Origin of the sequence: Qipengyuania sp. 902 (assembly GCF_051195295.1) — a bacterium.
Taxonomy (GTDB): domain Bacteria; phylum Pseudomonadota; class Alphaproteobacteria; order Sphingomonadales; family Sphingomonadaceae; genus Qipengyuania.
In genome coordinates this window covers 400,894-417,004 of record NZ_JBNJLJ010000002.1, presented here as the reverse complement: position 1 = coordinate 417,004, position 16,111 = coordinate 400,894, and the positions used below count along the sequence as shown (strand labels likewise).

General features: G+C 62.4%; 10 protein-coding genes. 4 read left to right on the top strand and 6 right to left on the bottom strand.

Going from position 1 to position 16,111, the window contains the following annotated elements:
• Positions 1-20 precede the first annotated feature (20 nt).
• Entirely contained in the window at positions 21-1,091 is a 1,071-nt protein-coding gene (locus tag ACSH0F_RS07070; protein ID WP_435201291.1) for a DUF2855 family protein, read from the top strand.
• Positions 1,092-1,098: 7 nt separating this feature from the next.
• Here the strand turns inward: ACSH0F_RS07070 and ACSH0F_RS07065 are convergent, their stop codons facing one another.
• From ACSH0F_RS07065 to ACSH0F_RS07040, 6 genes are all read right to left on the bottom strand, one after another.
• On the bottom strand, positions 1,099-2,109 hold the full coding sequence (locus ACSH0F_RS07065) for a zinc-dependent alcohol dehydrogenase family protein (protein WP_435201289.1): 1,011 nt from the start codon (positions 2,107-2,109) through the stop codon (positions 1,099-1,101).
• On the bottom strand, positions 2,106-3,857 hold the full coding sequence (locus ACSH0F_RS07060; protein WP_435201287.1) for an N-acyl-D-amino-acid deacylase family protein: 1,752 nt from the start codon (positions 3,855-3,857) through the stop codon (positions 2,106-2,108). The genes ACSH0F_RS07065 and ACSH0F_RS07060 overlap by 4 nt, the downstream gene beginning before the upstream one ends.
• Positions 3,858-3,920: 63 nt before the next feature.
• Positions 3,921-5,402: an MFS transporter gene (locus ACSH0F_RS07055; protein ID WP_435201285.1), complete on the bottom strand. Its 1,482-nt coding sequence runs from the start codon at positions 5,400-5,402 to the stop codon at positions 3,921-3,923.
• A 40-nt stretch (positions 5,403-5,442) separates the two neighbouring features.
• Positions 5,443-6,279, bottom strand: a complete 837-nt coding sequence (locus ACSH0F_RS07050) for an alpha/beta fold hydrolase (protein ID WP_435201283.1) — start codon at positions 6,277-6,279, stop codon at positions 5,443-5,445.
• A gap of 45 nt (positions 6,280-6,324) precedes the next feature.
• The gene (locus ACSH0F_RS07045) at positions 6,325-8,013 is read right to left on the bottom strand and encodes a PHA/PHB synthase family protein (protein WP_435201281.1); all 1,689 of its coding nucleotides are present in this window, start codon (positions 8,011-8,013) and stop codon (positions 6,325-6,327) included.
• A gap of 90 nt (positions 8,014-8,103) precedes the next feature.
• A complete protein-coding gene (locus tag ACSH0F_RS07040; protein ID WP_435201279.1) occupies positions 8,104-9,417 on the bottom strand; it encodes an FAD-dependent oxidoreductase in 1,314 nt (437 codons plus the stop codon).
• A gap of 193 nt (positions 9,418-9,610) precedes the next feature.
• On the opposite strand from ACSH0F_RS07040, the gene ACSH0F_RS07035 reads away from it, so the two are divergent.
• The 3 genes from ACSH0F_RS07035 (at position 9,611) to lepA (ending at position 16,094) form a co-directional block, all read left to right on the top strand.
• Positions 9,611-11,827 carry a putative bifunctional diguanylate cyclase/phosphodiesterase gene (locus ACSH0F_RS07035; protein WP_435201277.1) on the top strand — a complete coding sequence of 739 codons (2,217 nt, stop codon included), beginning with the start codon at positions 9,611-9,613 and terminating at the stop codon, positions 11,825-11,827.
• Between the two features lie 107 nt (positions 11,828-11,934).
• Positions 11,935-14,118: a sensor domain-containing protein gene (locus ACSH0F_RS07030; RefSeq protein ID WP_435201275.1), complete on the top strand. Its 2,184-nt coding sequence runs from the start codon at positions 11,935-11,937 to the stop codon at positions 14,116-14,118.
• 158 nt (positions 14,119-14,276) lie between these two features.
• A complete protein-coding gene (gene lepA, locus ACSH0F_RS07025; RefSeq protein WP_435201273.1) occupies positions 14,277-16,094 on the top strand; it encodes a translation elongation factor 4 in 1,818 nt (605 codons plus the stop codon).
• Positions 16,095-16,111 lie beyond the last annotated feature (17 nt).

Sequence of the window (16,111 nt, the reverse complement as noted above, 5' to 3'; positions counted from 1 at the left end):
TTGAAAAAGGGAGAGATGCGATGCGCGAAGTCCATGTCGACAAGGCCGATCTGACCAAGACCCATATCGCGGAGCGGGAGTTCGGCGACCTCGCCGACGAGGCCGTGCGCCTCGAGATCGAAAGCTTTTCGGTTACGGCGAACAACGTCACCTACGCCGTGGTCGGAGACGGGTTCGGCTACTGGAATTTCTTCCCCGCCCCGGACGGCCACGGCATTGTGCCGATGTGGGGCCATGCGCGGGTCGCCCAGAGCAACCATCACGATTTCGCCGAGGGCGAGCGGGTCTATGGCTATGTCCCCATGGGCACGCATCTCGACATCCTGCCCGGCAAGGTTTCGGCCAGCGGCTTCACAGACATAGCCGACCATCGCCAGCCGATGAGCCCGATCTACAACCAGTATTCGCGACTGGCGGCCGATCCCGAACACGACCCGGCCCGCGAAGGCGAGCGCATGATTTTCGGGCCGCTGTTCAAGACCGGCTTCCTCATCGAATATTTCATGCGGTCCGAGGAATGGTTCGGAGCCACCCAGGTGATCCTGACCAGCGCTTCCTCCAAAACCGCGATGGGCCTGGCGAGCGTGACCAAGCGCCGCTCGCCCCATGTGCGCCGGGTCGGGCTGACGTCGGCTGGGAATGTCGCCTTCGTGGAGGCAAGCGGGCTCTACGACCGCGTGCTGGCGTACGACGACATCGGCGGCATCGAGAGGACGGATAGCGTGTCGGTAGATTTCGCCGGCAATGCGAGCGTGCTGCGCCGACTGCATAAGCATCTGGGCGATGCGCTCAAATACTCATGCCTCGTCGGTGCAACTCACGTCGATCAACGCGGCAGCGGCACCGACGAAATCCCCGGACCGACGCCGACCCTGTTCTTCGCGCCAGATCATGCAGTTGCCCTGTTCAAGTCGGTCGGACCGGAAGAGGCGGGCAAGCAGATCGCGGCAAGCTGGCACGGCTTTCTCGAAGACGCCGGCGACAGCATCGAGATCGAGCGCAAGCAGGGGCTGGAAGCCGCGCGCGATACTTTCGTCGCCATGCTCGGCGGCGATATCGATCCTTCGAAGGGTATCGTGATCGAGCCCTAAGTCGAGGTCAGATTGCCACTGCGATCTTGCCGAAGTGGCTTCCGCTTTCCTGGTGGCGAAACGCATCGGCAAGGTCGGCCAGCGCGAATGTGTCGCTGATCACTGGCTCGATTCCGTTCGCTTCGATGGCGGCGATCATGTCCTGCTGCATGCTCCGGCTTCCGACCGTTAGGCCCTGGACCTTCAGATTCTTGGAGAAGAGCAGGGCGGTCTGAACCGGTCCGACAATGCCCGCCAGTACGCCGATCAACGCGACATGCCCGCCGACCCGCGTCGCCAGCATCGACTGGTCGAGCGTGCCCGCGCCGCCGATCTCGACCACGCAATCGACCCCGCGTCCGCCCGTCAGTTCGAGCGCTTTCGGCCCCCAGGCCTCGACCTCCTTGTAATTGATGAGGTGATCGGCCCCCATCGCCTTCACCCGCTCCAGCTTCTCGTCGGAGGAGCTGGTTGCGATGACGGTCGCCCCTGCCGCCTTCGCGAATTGCAGCGCAAAGATCGACACGCCGCCGGTGCCCTGGACGAGCACGGTATCGCCGGGCTTCACGGCGTAGTCCACGAACAGCGCGCGCCATGCGGTCAGGCCGGCGCAGGTCAATGTCGCGGCCTCGGCATGGCTGAAACCGGCGGGCGCGCGGGTGAACCAGTGCGTCGGCGCGGTGATCGCCTCCCGTGCATAACCGTCGATACCGTCGCCCGGCACGCGGGTGAAAGCGCTCTGCGGAGGCGGGCCGGTGAGCCAGTCGGGGAAGAAGGTCGAGACCACATGGTCGCCGACGGCAAATTCGCTCACGCCGTCGCCCACCGCAGTCACCACGCCGGCCCCGTCGGACATCGGGATGCGGCCCTCTTCGGTCGGGATCATGCCCTTCACGACCGCATAGTCGTGATAATTCAGCGAGCTGGCCTTGATATCGACCGTAATCTCTCCCGGTCCCGGATCGGCGGGGCCGTCGATGTCGACCAGTTCGAGAGCATCGAGCGTGGAGGGAGTAGCGCCGGTGCGGATAGCTTTCATTCGGCTGCCTCCGCCAGTTCGGCGCGCTGCGGGCCGCGGATCAGCCCGCCCGGTGTCTCGCCGGTCCATTCACCTTCGCGGAATGTGACCTTGCCGTTCTTGATCGTCGCGACATAGCCTTCCGCCTTTTGTAGTAATCGCTTGCCGCCGGCGGGAAGATCGAACGCGAGCCACGGCTTGCCGAGCTTGAGCCGTTCCATGTCGATGATGTTGAGATCGGCGAGATAGCCCGGCGCGATGACACCACGATCCTCGAGGCCATAGAGCCGCGCGGTGTCGCTGCACTGGCGCTTGATTGCATTCTCGAGGCTGATCGTGCCGCGATCCCGGTCGCGCACCCAGTGCTGCAGCATGAAGGTGGGCGAGGCTGCATCGCAGATCGTCCCGCAATGTGCGCCGCCATCTGAGAGCGAATTGACCGTGTCGTCGGACTGCTGGAGATCCATCAGGAAGTCGAGATTGCCGTCTGCGTAATTGAGGATCGGCAGGTAGATGAAGCCTTTGCCTTCGTCCCGGCAAAGCAGGTCGTAGGCGTATTCCTCGCCCGACTTGCCCGCTTTCTCGGCCCGCGCGGCGATGCTTTCTTCCGCCGTCGGTTCGTAATTGAAGTCGGGGTCCATCTCGAACTGCATCGGCCAGCCCTGGCACACGACCATGATCAGCCCGATGATGTCCTGGTTGACCTCCGAGAGGTCGTTTTCCTCCGACAGCAGCTGCGCCTTGAAGTCGGGATCGAGCAGTTTCGCCTTCTGCTGCTCCCACGGCAGTTCCTCGATCGCTTGCCAGCTCGGGCGGAAGCGGAAAGGATGGACAGTGCCCTGCCACGCCATGACGATACCGTTTCCGCGCAATGCGATCTGGGCAACGATATTCGCGCCATTGTCGTTTTCCGCGCGCATGCTTTCGATCTGCTCGTCGAGCGACATTTCCTTGGCGATCGATTGCAGCGCGGCATAGGTGCAGGGCAGGCCGGTCTCGCGGCTGAGCGCGCCCATCCAGCCGAACTCGTCCCATTCGCGCTTCATGTCGCTGGCCATCTCGAACACGCCGTGACCGGCGCGGCCCATGGCGCGCCCGATTTCGATGAGTTCCTCCTTCGTCGCCGTGGTCCCGGGAACGACTTCGCCGTCGATATCCCGGTGGAGCACTGTGCGCGAGGTCGAGAAGCCTAGCGCACCTGCGCGGACGCCGTCCTCGACGATGGCGGCCATCTGCCTGATATCTTCATCGGTCGGGATCGCGCCGGGCCGTTCACGGTCGCCGAGCACATAGGCGCGGACCGAACCGTGCGGGACGTGCGTGCCCACGTCCACCGTGCGCGGCAGTTTTTCGAGCGCGTCGAGATATTCGGGGAAGGTCTCCCAGTTCCAGTCCATCCCTTCGGCCAGCGCGGTGCCAGGAATGTCCTCGACGCCTTCCATCAACCCGATCAGCCATTCATGCTTGTCGGGCCGGGCGGGCGCGAAGCCGACACCGCAATTGCCCATTACCACCGTAGTGACACCATGCCAGCTCGACGGGGCCATTTCCTGGTCCCACGTCGCCTGCCCGTCGTAATGCGTGTGGATGTCGACGAAGCCGGGCGTAACCAGCTTGCCGTCCGCATCGATTTCCTCGGCCGCGTCGCCGGATACCGTGCCGACTTGCGCGATCAGGCCGTCCTTGACGGCGACATCGCCGGTGAAGCGGGTATTGCCGGTACCATCGACGATGGTGCCGTTGCGAATAATAAGGTCGAATGCGGGCATGATTGTGTGCTCCTCTCTCCGCGTAAGAAGGTTCCACATTGCAACCGATCTGTCCAGCGCTTCTCAAACGGAGCGTTCGGGCATCCGGACGGACAGCAGGATCGCGAGGCCGATGGCGAACAGCAAATGGATCGAGGTCATGCCTATGCGCTGGTCGCCCGACCAGAGGGTGAACTGCTCGACCAGCAACGGGCCCATCCAGACGGTGATCGTCCCGGCGATGGCATATAGACCGAAGAATTCGCCGCTGCGGCCTGGCGGCGCGAGAGCGACGAGCATGGTCCGGCTGGAGCTGATGCTGGCCGTGGCGGTGATGGCGATCACGCTGATCAGCCCGAGATAGACGAGATCGGAAAGGGTGGCGAATACGAGGCCGTCCCAGACTTCGACATTCTCCACCAGCCCGAAAAACAGGCTTTCGCGCGTGATGCTCAGCTGCACCAGGCCGGTGACGACCATGGCGAGGATTTCGAGCGCCAGTGCAGTCTTCACGCCGACGCGCTCTTCCAGCCAGCCGCCGAAAATACCGCCCCCGAACGCGCAGGCGCTCGCGAAGATCGCGTAGCAAAGCATCTCGAGGAAATTCCACTGCAGGAACAGCGCGACATAGACAGCGCCCAGCGCAAGTAGTGCCGCCATCGCATCGGCGTAGAACATGCGGGCGATGAGGAACTTCATCAGCTCGCGGAACCGCGTCGCTTCGCGCAAAGTGCGGAAAACGCTGCGCGCTCCATCCCTGAAGGCGTTGGTCCAGCTGGCGCCCGGTTGTCCCGGGTCTTTCGCGTTCAGGAAGAAGGGGATCGAGAACGCAGCCAGCCAGACCGCACAGATCGGGCCAACGAGCCGTGCGTGCTCGAACCGCTCCAGATCGACGCCGAACAGCGGGGCGGCGAAAGGCCACCCGACTGCCGCGGGCAGGACGAAGAACAGCGCGATGGCAATGAAGATCAGTGTCGCCGCAAGATTTCCGAGGCCGAGACCGAGACCCGATATCATCGCCAGTCGGCGCGGTTCTCCGGCGACGCTCAGCATCGCATTGTGCGTCACTTCCGAATAGGTGTAGCCGACGTAAGCCACCACCAGCAGGGTCATGATCGCCGGAGTAGAAAGCCCTTCGCCACCGGCCATGGCGAACCACAGCCCCGCGGATGCCAGTGCGATCACGCCAAGGAACACGGCGAGGATGGGTTTCAGCCTGCCGCCACGGTCCAGCGCGGCTCCAAGAAAGGGCGCGGTCAGCGCTGCGATCACGCCCGCCCATTTCGTCACGCTGGCGATAGTCGCCTGACCGATGGCATTCGCCTCAGCCAGCGCCTCGTCCGGCTCCAACCCATCGAGCGTGCCGCTGGCAAGCACATCGCCGCCGATAATGTCCCGCGCGAAATAGGGCGCGAAAATGTAGATGACGACGAGGATGTAATAGGGATTGCGTGCCCATTCGAAGACCGCCCAGGCAAAGCCCGTGCGGCTCAGCGCGCCGCCTTCGCCGGTATGGGGGCGAGCGAAGGCAGGCCGGATGTTCGGGTCGGGATTGGCGATTTCCATCGGTCTGGCTCGTCCTTTCCGATGGTCCGCCGTGCCGCCCTCAGGCTGCGCGGCGGCCTTCCGCTTCGGTTTCCGGCGCGTCGAGGAAATCGCGTAGCATTGCAACGCTCTCGTCCGCGTGGGTCAGCAGGAAGAGGTGTCCGCCACCTTCGAAGACCTCCAGCCGTGCATTGGGAATGGCGGAGGCGAGAATGCGCCCGTTGATCAGCGGAACGATCTGATCCTCGTCGCCCATCATCACCAGCACCTCCTTGGCCATGAAAGGCAGGGCGGGGAGGCTAGTCCAGCCGAGCATGGCGAGCAGCTGGTAGAAATAGCCGCGCGGGGAGGGCGGCTTGAGGTGACCGATGTGGTCTTCCTTGCTCCCGGCCCGCTTGGTCATGCCGCCGTACAGTGTCATGAAATGCTCGTTCATGAAGTCAGGATCGATATAACGGCGCGGATTGGCCATCTTGGTAAGGGCCGCCGGCTTTCCGGGCACCATCAACATGCCGGCCGTAGTGGCAACCAGCACCAGCCGCCGGGTGCGCTTGGGATATTGCAGCGTGAAGTGCTGCGCCATAGCGCCGCCCCAACTGACGCCCATAACGTCGACCTCGCCGAGGCCGAGCTGGTCGAGAATCTGGTTTGCCGTCCAGCTCATGGTGAAGGGATTGTAAGGCACGGTCGGATCGGGGCTCTCGCCCGTGCCCGGCATGTCGAACATCACGAAGCCGCGTTCGGTCAAGCGCTCCGCGAGCGGGGCAACCGCCTCGATATTCGCGCCGATGCCGTTGAAGAACAGGATCGGCGGGTGGTCGGATTTCTCGTCCAGCCGCCAATGCGCGACACGCAATGTGCGCCCGCCAGCCTCCATCATCTCGATGGTTGCGGTCATGGGATCGGTCCTGGATGCGGTCACGCAGTGGTACCTTTCGTCAATTCAACAGGCTTCCATAACGTATAGACCGGGGGCCGGGTCCAGCGGTTCGTAGTCCTTGTTCCCCAGCTTTGCGGGCGCCTTTTTTGTGTCGCCCGCGCGTGCCTGCACCCATTCCATCCAGAACGGCCACCAGCTCCCGGCGACTTCCTCCGTGCCCTTCAGCCATTCGTCGGCGGTTTCGGGCAGCTTCTTCTTGCCGTCCTTCTGGACGAAATACTTCGCCTTCGGATTGCCCGGCGGGTTAAGGATCGCCTGCATGTGGCCCGACTGGCTGAGGACGTATGTCACGTCTTTCGAGCCGAACAGGCGGGTCGAACGATAGGTCGCCTTCCACGGGGTGATGTGGTCGGTAACGCCGCCGAGGATGAACAGGTCGCTGGTCACCTTGCTCAGGTCGATCTTGTGGTCGACCATCTCGACCTCGCCCTGTTTCGTGAAGGCGAGCGTTTCGTAGACGGTCAGGAAGTCGCCCATCAGGCTGGCCGACAGATTGGTCGCATCGGCGTTCCAGAACAGCACATCGAATGCGGGCGGATCCTGGCCGAGCAGGTAGTTGTTGATCACGTAGTTCCAGACGAGATCGTTGGGCCGGAGCCATGCGAAACCGCGGGCGAGATCGTCACCCTTGATAACGCCCTTCTTCGCAGCGCGGCGCTTGGCCAGCGCAAGGCCGTTCTCGCTGACGAGCGAGCCGGCCTCGATATCGTTCTGCTTGGGGTGTAGCACACACACCATCAGCGTCAGCGCGCCGAGCAGGTCGTCCTCGTCCGAAGCCATCTTGCTGGCCAGCATCGAGGCGGTCTGACCGCCCGAACAGCCGGCCGAGACATTGACTTTCTTGCTGCCGGTAATCTTGCTGACCGCCTCCATCGCCTCGCGGCAGGAATTGACGTAATCGGCCATGTCCCAATGGCCCTGTTCCTTCGACGGGTTCCTCCAGCTGATGACGAAGGTCTGGATGCCGTTTTCGAGCTGGTATTTCACCACCGACTTCTCCGGCGAGAGATCGTTAATGTACATCTTGTTGATTTGCGGCGGGATGGTGAGCTGCGGGATCTTGTAGACCTCGTCGGTCGTCGGCGCGTACTGGATCAGCTCCATCATCTCGGTGCGCAGGACAACCGAGCCTTTCGATGTCGCAACGTTCTCACCCAGTTTGAACGGCTTCTTGTCCACCTGGCTGACCATGCCCTTGTTGTGGACCATGTCGTCATAGGCGTTCTTGAGGCCCTTGATCAGCGACAACCCACCGCTGGTGATCGCCATCTTTTGTGCACTGGGATTGCCGAGGAGCGTATTCGTCGGGGCGATGCCGTCAATGATCATGTTGGAAACGAACCTCGCCCGGTCCTTCTCCAGCTCGTCCAGTTCGAGCTCCTCGACCCACTTTGCCGCGCCCTTCTGCACGGCGAGGTAATATTGCATGCCTGCGCGCATGAAGGGATTGTACTGCCACGCCGGGTCCTGGAACCGCTTGTCCTTGGGATGCGGGGCGAGGTCGCTCTTGCCGGTCATGATTTTGATCATGTCCTGACCCATGTCCTGGCTGTGCTTCATCAGGCGCTGGGGGTCCGACGCAGTTTCGCGCAGCATCACGGCGACGGCACCGAAAATGTCTTCGCGGGTCAGCCCGACGAGGGGGCCAAGCGCGCTGGTGGATTGAGCGGCTTCGTCTTCAAGCTTCGGCATGGGCGGTGTCGTTCCTCTCCAAAGGTATTTCTTCTCTGACCCTGCGGCAGCACCGGGTGATGCGACCGCCGCGTTCGGAATGCAAGCAGGCTAAAGTGGCCCGCGCGCAGCGATCATGCTGGCGACATCGACGAACTTCTCGCGCGGTGCACCTTCGCGGGCAGCGGCCTCTTCCGCCTGCTCGATGTTCTGCCAGTCCCGGAAGGTCACCACGTCGAGACCGCGCGTCTCGACCAATTCGTCGAAGCCTTCGCGGCCTGCCTTCCGATCACCGGTGCCAATGTCCGCCTCGACCAATTCGATTACGGCATAACCGTCGGGGCGATTGGTGCCGATCGTGCCCGACGGCCCGCGCCGCGCCCATCCGACGCAATAGAGCCCGGGCAGGATCCGCCCCTCGTCATTGGCGAAGCGGCCGGCCCGCTCGTCGAACGGGACGCCCTCGATGGGCGACGAGCGATACCCGATGCATGTCACCACCAGATCGGCAGGGGTGGAGTAGACTTCTCCCGTTGCCACCGCACGTCCGGCTTCGACCCTGGTCCGCTCGACCTCGACCGAAGCGACCTTACCGTTTTTGCCGTGAAAGGCCTTGGGGCTGGCGAAGAAGTCGAACTCGATCGCTATCGGTTTTTCGCCATGAATGTTCTGTGGGATTGCGGCGAAGTCGCGCAGGAGTGTCACCGATTTGCGCAGGCCGGGTTCGAGGATCGCATCGTCATCCACCGGTGGCAGATCGGCCGTATCGACCTGCGGGCTCGCCCGTTCGAGATGCATGAGTTCGCCCAGCTCCTTGGGGGTCATCATGATCTGGTGCGGGCCCCTTCGGCCGACGATCGTTATGGTCTCGATGTTCGACGCCGCCAGCGCATCGAGCGCATGGGCGACGATGTCGGAGCCTGCAAACTCTTGTTCAGATTTCGAGAGGATACGCGCGACATCGAGCGCGACATTGCCCATGCCTATCACCACGGCATGCCGACCGGAGAGGTCTGGCGCCAGGCCGGCAAACTGCGGATGGCCATTGTACCAGCCCACGAACGCCGCGCTGCCGAAGACGTTCGCAAGATCGTGTCCGTCGAGGTTCAGCTGCCGATCGTTCGGCGCACCGGTGGCGAGGATGACCGCGTCATAGAGAGACTGCAGTTCCGCTATCGAAACGTCGCTGCCGACCGATACATTGCCGACGAAGCGGACGTTATCCGACAAGGCCGTCTTCTCGTATCGCCGCGACACGAGCTTGATCGACTGGTGGTCGGGCGCGACGCCCGTCCGGATCAGGCCGTAGGGTACCGGCAACTGGTCGAACACGTCGACCCGGACTTCCTCGCCCCATTTCTTCGCTGCGGCTTCCGCCGTGTAGTAGCCCGCAGGCCCCGAGCCCACGATCGCGATATGCCGCATCAAGGTCCTCCCCCGAGAAACGCGCAGTCACACTGCACAAGCTTGCCGATGCTGGCAAGCACCTGCCCGACCCGCGCAGGGGGGAGGGCATTCCATGGTTATCCGTTTGGAAAGAATTTCGTCCTAGTACGGGCAGTCACATGGATTTCGCGCCTGTCGCAACCGGCAGGCGAAGAGCGGATAGGAATAATCGATGGCTGGCTTTTTCTCGCGCGGCGCGCGGGCAAAAAAAGAGATCGAAGAAAAAGCAGCGGAAAGCGAGCTGAAACTGATCAGCCACGCCGATCTGCGGCGCCGTGTCCAGCTGCTGGACTCCTTCGAGAATGCGGGCCTTGGCTGGTTCTGGGCTACGGATGGTCAGGGCCGCCTGATCTACCTGTCCGAAAACGCGATCGAAAAGCTCGGCGAAGAGGGCTCTTCCCTGATGGGCAAGCAGCTCACCGAGGTGTTCGAGCCTGAGACCGACGAAAGCCTCGACCAGCAGGTCCAGCGACCGCTGCCGTTCCTGCTCGGTGCCCGTAATTCGATTTCGCAACTGGTCGTCAAGGTCATTGCCGGCAACCGCGTGCAATGGTGGGAAATCGCAGGAAAGCCGCAATTCGACGCCAAGCAGGAGTTCGTCGGCTACCGGGGCAGCGCAAAGGATGTCACCGCAACCTTCCAAAGCTCCAAGGATGCCGAGCGGCTTTCGCAATACGATTCGCTGACCGGTCTTGCCAACCGCCATCGGATGACGAAGCGGCTGACGTCGATCCTCACCGCGTTCCGCAATTCCAAACGCAGTTGTGCGCTGCTGATGCTGGACCTCGACCGTTTCAAGCAGGTTAACGATACGCTGGGCCATCCCGCCGGAGACGAACTGCTCAGAGAGGTCGCCGCTCGCATCGAAAAGGTCATCGGCAACCGGGGCGAAATCGGACGGCTTGGGGGCGACGAGTTCCAGATCATCATTCCCGACATGGACGACCGCGGCGATCTGGGCGAACTGGGCCAGCGGCTCATACAGATGATCTCGCAGCCCTATCAGATCAGCGGCTCACGCGCCGTCATCGGGACCTCTGTCGGTATCGCAGTGTCACCCTATGACGGGATCGAGACCGACGAACTGGTGAAAGCCGCCGACCTTGCGCTTTACGCGGCCAAAGGCGGCGGGCGCGGCCAATACCGGTTCTATCACATCGACTTCACCGACGGCGCGAAGCATCGGCGTCAGATCGAAGAGGATCTGCGCGACGCTCTCGAGGCCGATACGCTGGAAATGTATTACCAGCCGATCGTCGAATCGAAGACCAACAAGCTGACATGTCTCGAAGCGCTGATGCGGTGGGAACATGAAGAGCGTGGCTTCATTTCGCCCGGTATCTTCATTCCCGTCGCGGAGGATATCGGACTCATCAGGGAACTGGGCGAATGGGCCCTGCGCCGCGTGTGCTTCCAGGCCAAGGAATGGCCGATGGACCTGCGGGTCGCGGTCAACGTGTCGGCCATCCAGTTTGCGCGCGACGATTTCCCGGATCTCGTAAAATCGATCCTGATGGAAACCACGCTCGAGCCCCACCGCCTCGAGCTGGAAATCACGGAGAGCGTTTTCGTCGGCGATGCCGAAAGGACTCAGGAAAAATTCGAAGAACTCAAGCGGCTCGGCGTGCGCCTGGCCCTGGACGATTTCGGCACCGGTTACAGCTCTCTGAGCTATCTCCAACATGCGCCGTTCGACAAGATCAAGATCGACCAGAGCTTCGTGCGCGGCGCTACGGAGAAGGGTAACAACAATCCCGCCATCATGAGGGCGATCGTGAGCCTTGCAGAGTCGCTGAAGATGGAAACGGTGGCGGAAGGTGTCGAAACCAAGGACGAACTTACTCTCGTGACCGAAAGGGGCGCGAGCCACATTCAGGGGTTCATCTTTTCGCAGGCAATCTGTCAGGAAGAGCTGCTGCAGCGGCTCGAACAGGGAGATATCCATTTCCAGCCCCGCGGGCCGGACAAATATCGCGCCGAGCGCAAGTCCGTTTACCGCAAGATCAAGCTGATCCACGACGACCACGTCTATAACGTGACTTTGCGCAATCTCTCGAAGACAGGGGCCATGATCGAAGGACTGCTTGAGGTTCCGGTCGACACGCCGGTGGTTCTCAACCTCGGTGGCGGTCAGCTGGCCGTTGCGAACGTCAGACGGTCCGACGGGGCTATCCAGGGTGTGGAATTCGAGACTCCGCTGATCAGCGATGGTGCCGACGGGCTCTGTACCCGCCACCGCGTATCGCCCTATCAGATAGAGGCAGCCGGCAAGCCGCTGGCAAGCCTGCCCGAGGACCCGTACGAGTTGCTCAAGCTCGAGATGTCGGGTGGCGGCATGAGGCCCCGGAGTTTCCTTCAAGTCGACAGCTCCTCATCGCGGAAGAAATAACCCTTCGAACCAAGTCGTGGCTGGTCGGTGTTAGCCAAAAAATAACCATTGTCGGCTAGCTCGTATTCATAACGTCATTGCCGTGAGGTAAGCAGAGTATGGGGGCGATGCCCTTCTCGGAACTCTTCAAGGGAAAGAAGCCTTCGGGCGCGCGCAGCAGCGTGTCTCCCGATGGCGTGAGTGCCGACGAAAAGACTGCCGTCGTCGAGCAAATCGAAGACAGCGGCGCTTATGGCTTCTGGACTACCGATGGCCGAGGCAATGTGGCCTATCTCAGCCGCTGGATCGTTGAGGCTGTCGGCAAGGATTTCGCCGCGCTGGTCCACAAGCCGATGCAGCACGTTTTCTCGCCGGTCGAAGGCGAGATCGACGGACGCTCGCTCGGCCTCAAGCTCGGCACGCGCAAGAGCTTTTCGGGGCTGGCGGTCAAGGCGGAAACCGACGGCGGCAAGCTAGTGTTGCGGCTCAGCGGCCGCCCCCTCTACGACGCTGCCGGCGACTTCCTTGGCTTCCGCGGTACCGCGATCGATGTGACCGAGGAATTCGTTGCGGAAGAAGAAGCCAATCGCCTCGCCAAATACGACTCGCTTACCGGTCTCGCCAATCGCCACCGCATGGAACAGCGCATCGATTCTACGCTGCATGCTTTCAAGAGTGCCGAACGCGCCGCAGCGCTGATGATGCTCGACCTCGACAAGTTCAAGCAGGTGAACGACACGCTCGGCCATGCCGCCGGCGACCAGCTGCTGCAACAGGTTGCCGACCGCCTGCGCGGGGCTGTGGCCGGCCGCGGCGAAATCGGCCGGCTTGGCGGCGACGAATTCCAGATACTCATTCCCGACCTCGACGACCGCGGCGAATTGGGCGAGATCGCGAAGCGCATCATCCAGATCCTTTCCCAGCCCTATTCGGTCGAGGAAGGCCGCTGCACCATTGGCTGCTCGGTCGGCATCGCGGTCGCCCCTTACGACGGGGTGGAACGGGAGGAGCTGACCCGTGCAGCCGACCTCGCGCTTTATGCCTCGAAGAATGGCGGTCGCGGCCAGTTCCGCTTCTATGCCGGCGATCTGGAGCACGAAGCGACGCTGCGCAAGCGGATGGAAGAGGACCTGGCAGAGGCCATCGAGGCTGGCCATTTCACGCTGGAATACCAGCCCGTCGTGTCGCTGGTGGACAACCGTGTCACGGCGCTCGAAGCGCAATACTGCTGGTCCGATGAGGATCGGGGACGTGTTGAGCCGGAGACTTTCCTGCCGGTGGCGGAAGGCAGCCGGCTGATCGTACCGATCGGGGAATGGGGCCTGCGAAAGGCCTGCGAAGATGCGATGAATTGGCCGGATTCACTGATCGTTTCTTTGCAAATCTCTCCGGTGCAATTCGAGACCAGCGGCTTTGTCGACACCGTCGAGCAGGCGCTGGAGGCGACCGATCTCGATCCTGCACGGCTCGAGTTGCGACTGCCGGAATCGGTCCTTCTGGGCGATGGTTCGAAGGTCGATGCAGCGCTCGCGCGGCTATTCAAGCTTGGTGTGCGCCTCACGCTCGACCAGTTCGGAAGCGGCCTGTCTTCGCTCAGCTATCTTCGCCGGGCGCCGCTGAACGCGCTCAGGATCGGCGAGGAATTCTTCGAACCCGTCATGGGCAACGAACTCGGCGATATCGAACTCGTCCGCGCCGTCGTAGCGCTCGCAGGTGCCATGGGGATGGAAACCGTTGCTTCCGGCGTCCATGCGATGAAGCTGATGAAAGAACTGAAGCAGCTTGGTGTCTATCATGCCTGCGGCTTCGTCTACTCGGGCGCGCTGACGGCGGAGCAGGTGCTCGAAGACATTGCTGACGGCGACTGGACTATTGCTCCCAGCGATGCGGGTACCCAACGTGCGACCCGTCGTACGGTCTTCCGCAAGATCGGCCTTATTCACGAGGACCATTATTACGATGTGACGCTGCGGAATCTCTCGCGCACCGGGGCGATGATCCAGGGCCTGGAGGATGTGCCTGCCGGGACCATGTTCGTGCTGGACTTCGGGCAAGGACAGCTCGCAGTATGCACCGTGCGCCGCTCGATGGATGACACGCAGGGTGTGGAATTCGAGCAGGAACTGGTCGACGATGGGGCAGGGGGGCTGTGCACCCGCCATCGGGTGAGTCCCTACGAGCTGGCAACTGCCGGTGCGCCGCTGCAGGCCCTGCCGCCGGGCAAATACGCTCCGGCTAGCGGCTTGGCGGCCAGCGGGTCCTACGCTCAGTTCAAGCTCTCGGCGAATGCGCCGAAGCAGCAAGCGGCGTGATTTCCATTAGGATGTTAGGCATTCGATAAACGAAGCGCCTGAACTAAGCAGACTTGGAACGTACTGATCCTCGCCGTGAACCTGGGCTCTGGCAAAAAGCACTTTCCTACACGCATTGCTGCTGACACGGGTCTGGTTCGTCGCTAATTGCGCGGGCGATGACTGACCTTTCGAAGATCCGCAATTTCTCGATCATAGCCCATATCGACCATGGCAAGTCGACGCTGGCCGACCGGCTGATCCAGCATTGCGGCGGGCTGACCGATCGCGAGATGTCCGAGCAAGTGCTTGATAACATGGACATCGAGAAGGAGCGCGGGATCACCATCAAGGCCCAGACCGTGCGCCTCGACTATACCGCCAAGGATGGCGAGACCTATGAGCTCAACCTCATGGACACGCCCGGCCATGTCGACTTCGCCTATGAGGTCTCCCGCTCCCTCGCCGCGTGCGAAGGGGCGCTGCTGGTGGTGGACGCCGCGCAGGGCGTCGAAGCCCAGACGCTCGCCAATGTCTACCAGTCGATCGAGCACGATCACGAGATCGTCCCCGTCATCAACAAGATCGACCTCCCCGCCGCCGAGCCCGACAAGGTCCGCGCCGAGATAGAAGACATCATCGGCCTCGACGCATCGGACGCCGTCCTCACCTCCGCCAAGTCCGGCATCGGGATCGAGGACACGCTGGAGGCGCTCGTCGCCCGCATCCCGCCTCCACAGGGCGACCGCGACGCGCCGCTCAAGGCCATGCTCGTCGACTCCTGGTACGACCCCTACCTCGGCGTCGTCATCCTCGTGCGGGTTATGGACGGGGTCATCAAGAAGGGCCTCAACGTCAAGTTCATGCAGGGCGGCACGCAGCACCTGATCGACCGCGTCGGCTGCTTCACCCCCAAGCGCACGGACCTGCTCGAACTGGGCCCGGGCGAGATCGGCTTCATCACCGCGCAGATCAAGGAAGTGGAACAGGCCAAGGTCGGCGACACGATCACCACGCTGAAGGGCGGGGCGGAGAAGGCACTGCCGGGCTACAAGGAAGTCCAGCCCGTGGTCTTCTGCGGCCTCTTCCCGGTCGACGCGGCGGATTTCGAGAAGCTGCGCGAAAGCATCGGCAAGCTGCGCCTCAACGATGCCAGCTTCAGCTACGAGATGGAAAGCTCCGCCGCGCTGGGCTTCGGCTTTCGCGCCGGCTTCCTCGGCCTGCTGCACCTGGAAATCATCCAGGAACGCCTCTCCCGCGAATACGACCTCGACCTTATCACCACGGCCCCCTCCGTGGTTTACCGCGTACACCTCGGCCACACGAAGAACGAGGACGCCAAGACCATCGACATCCACAACCCCGCCGACTGGCCCGACGTCAACCGGATCGAAACGGTCGAGGAACCGTGGATCAAGGCGGTGATCTACACGCCCGACGAATATCTCGGCGCGATCCTGAAACTGTGCCAGGACCGCCGCGGCATCCAGACCGACCTCACCTATGTCGGCGGCCGCGCGCAGGTGAGCTACGAGCTGCCGCTGAATGAAGTAGTGTTCGACTTCTACGACCGCCTGAAATCGATCAGCCGCGGCTATGCCAGCTTCGATTACGAACAGATCGGCCTGCGCGAAGGCGACCTCGTGAAGATGAACATCCTCGTCAACAACGAGCCGGTCGACGCGCTATCACTGATCGTCCACCGCAGCGTTGCGGAAGAACGCGGCCGCGGCATGTGCGAGCGCCTGAAAGACCTCATCCCGCGCCACCTGTTCAAGATCCCGATCCAGGCCGCGATCGGCGGCAAGATCATCGCCCGCGAGACCATCGCCGCCCTGCGCAAGGACGTGACCGCCAAATGCTACGGCGGCGACATCACGCGCAAGAAAAAGCTGCTGGAAAAGCAGAAGAAGGGCAAGGCCCGGATGAGGGAATACGGGAACGTCTCGATCCCTCAGGAAGCCTTCATCGCTGCGCTGCGGATGGGTGAAGAATAGTCCTGTCCTCGATATGA

What these genes read in the sequence shown, in the direction of transcription:
- ACSH0F_RS07070 (WP_435201291.1), top strand. Translation starts at nt 21, where the DNA reads ATGCGCGAAGTCCATGTCGACAAGGCCGATCTGACCAAGACCCATATC.
- ACSH0F_RS07065 (WP_435201289.1), bottom strand. Translation starts at nt 2,109, where the DNA reads ATGAAAGCTATCCGCACCGGCGCTACTCCCTCCACGCTCGATGCTCTC.
- ACSH0F_RS07060 (WP_435201287.1), bottom strand. Translation starts at nt 3,857, where the DNA reads ATGCCCGCATTCGACCTTATTATTCGCAACGGCACCATCGTCGATGGT.
- ACSH0F_RS07055 (WP_435201285.1), bottom strand. Translation starts at nt 5,402, where the DNA reads ATGGAAATCGCCAATCCCGACCCGAACATCCGGCCTGCCTTCGCTCGC.
- ACSH0F_RS07050 (WP_435201283.1), bottom strand. Translation starts at nt 6,279, where the DNA reads ATGACCGCAACCATCGAGATGATGGAGGCTGGCGGGCGCACATTGCGT.
- ACSH0F_RS07045 (WP_435201281.1), bottom strand. Translation starts at nt 8,013, where the DNA reads ATGCCGAAGCTTGAAGACGAAGCCGCTCAATCCACCAGCGCGCTTGGC.
- ACSH0F_RS07040 (WP_435201279.1), bottom strand. Translation starts at nt 9,417, where the DNA reads ATGCGGCATATCGCGATCGTGGGCTCGGGGCCTGCGGGCTACTACACG.
- ACSH0F_RS07035 (WP_435201277.1), top strand. Translation starts at nt 9,611, where the DNA reads ATGGCTGGCTTTTTCTCGCGCGGCGCGCGGGCAAAAAAAGAGATCGAA.
- ACSH0F_RS07030 (WP_435201275.1), top strand. Translation starts at nt 11,935, where the DNA reads ATGCCCTTCTCGGAACTCTTCAAGGGAAAGAAGCCTTCGGGCGCGCGC.
- lepA (WP_435201273.1), top strand. Translation starts at nt 14,277, where the DNA reads ATGACTGACCTTTCGAAGATCCGCAATTTCTCGATCATAGCCCATATC.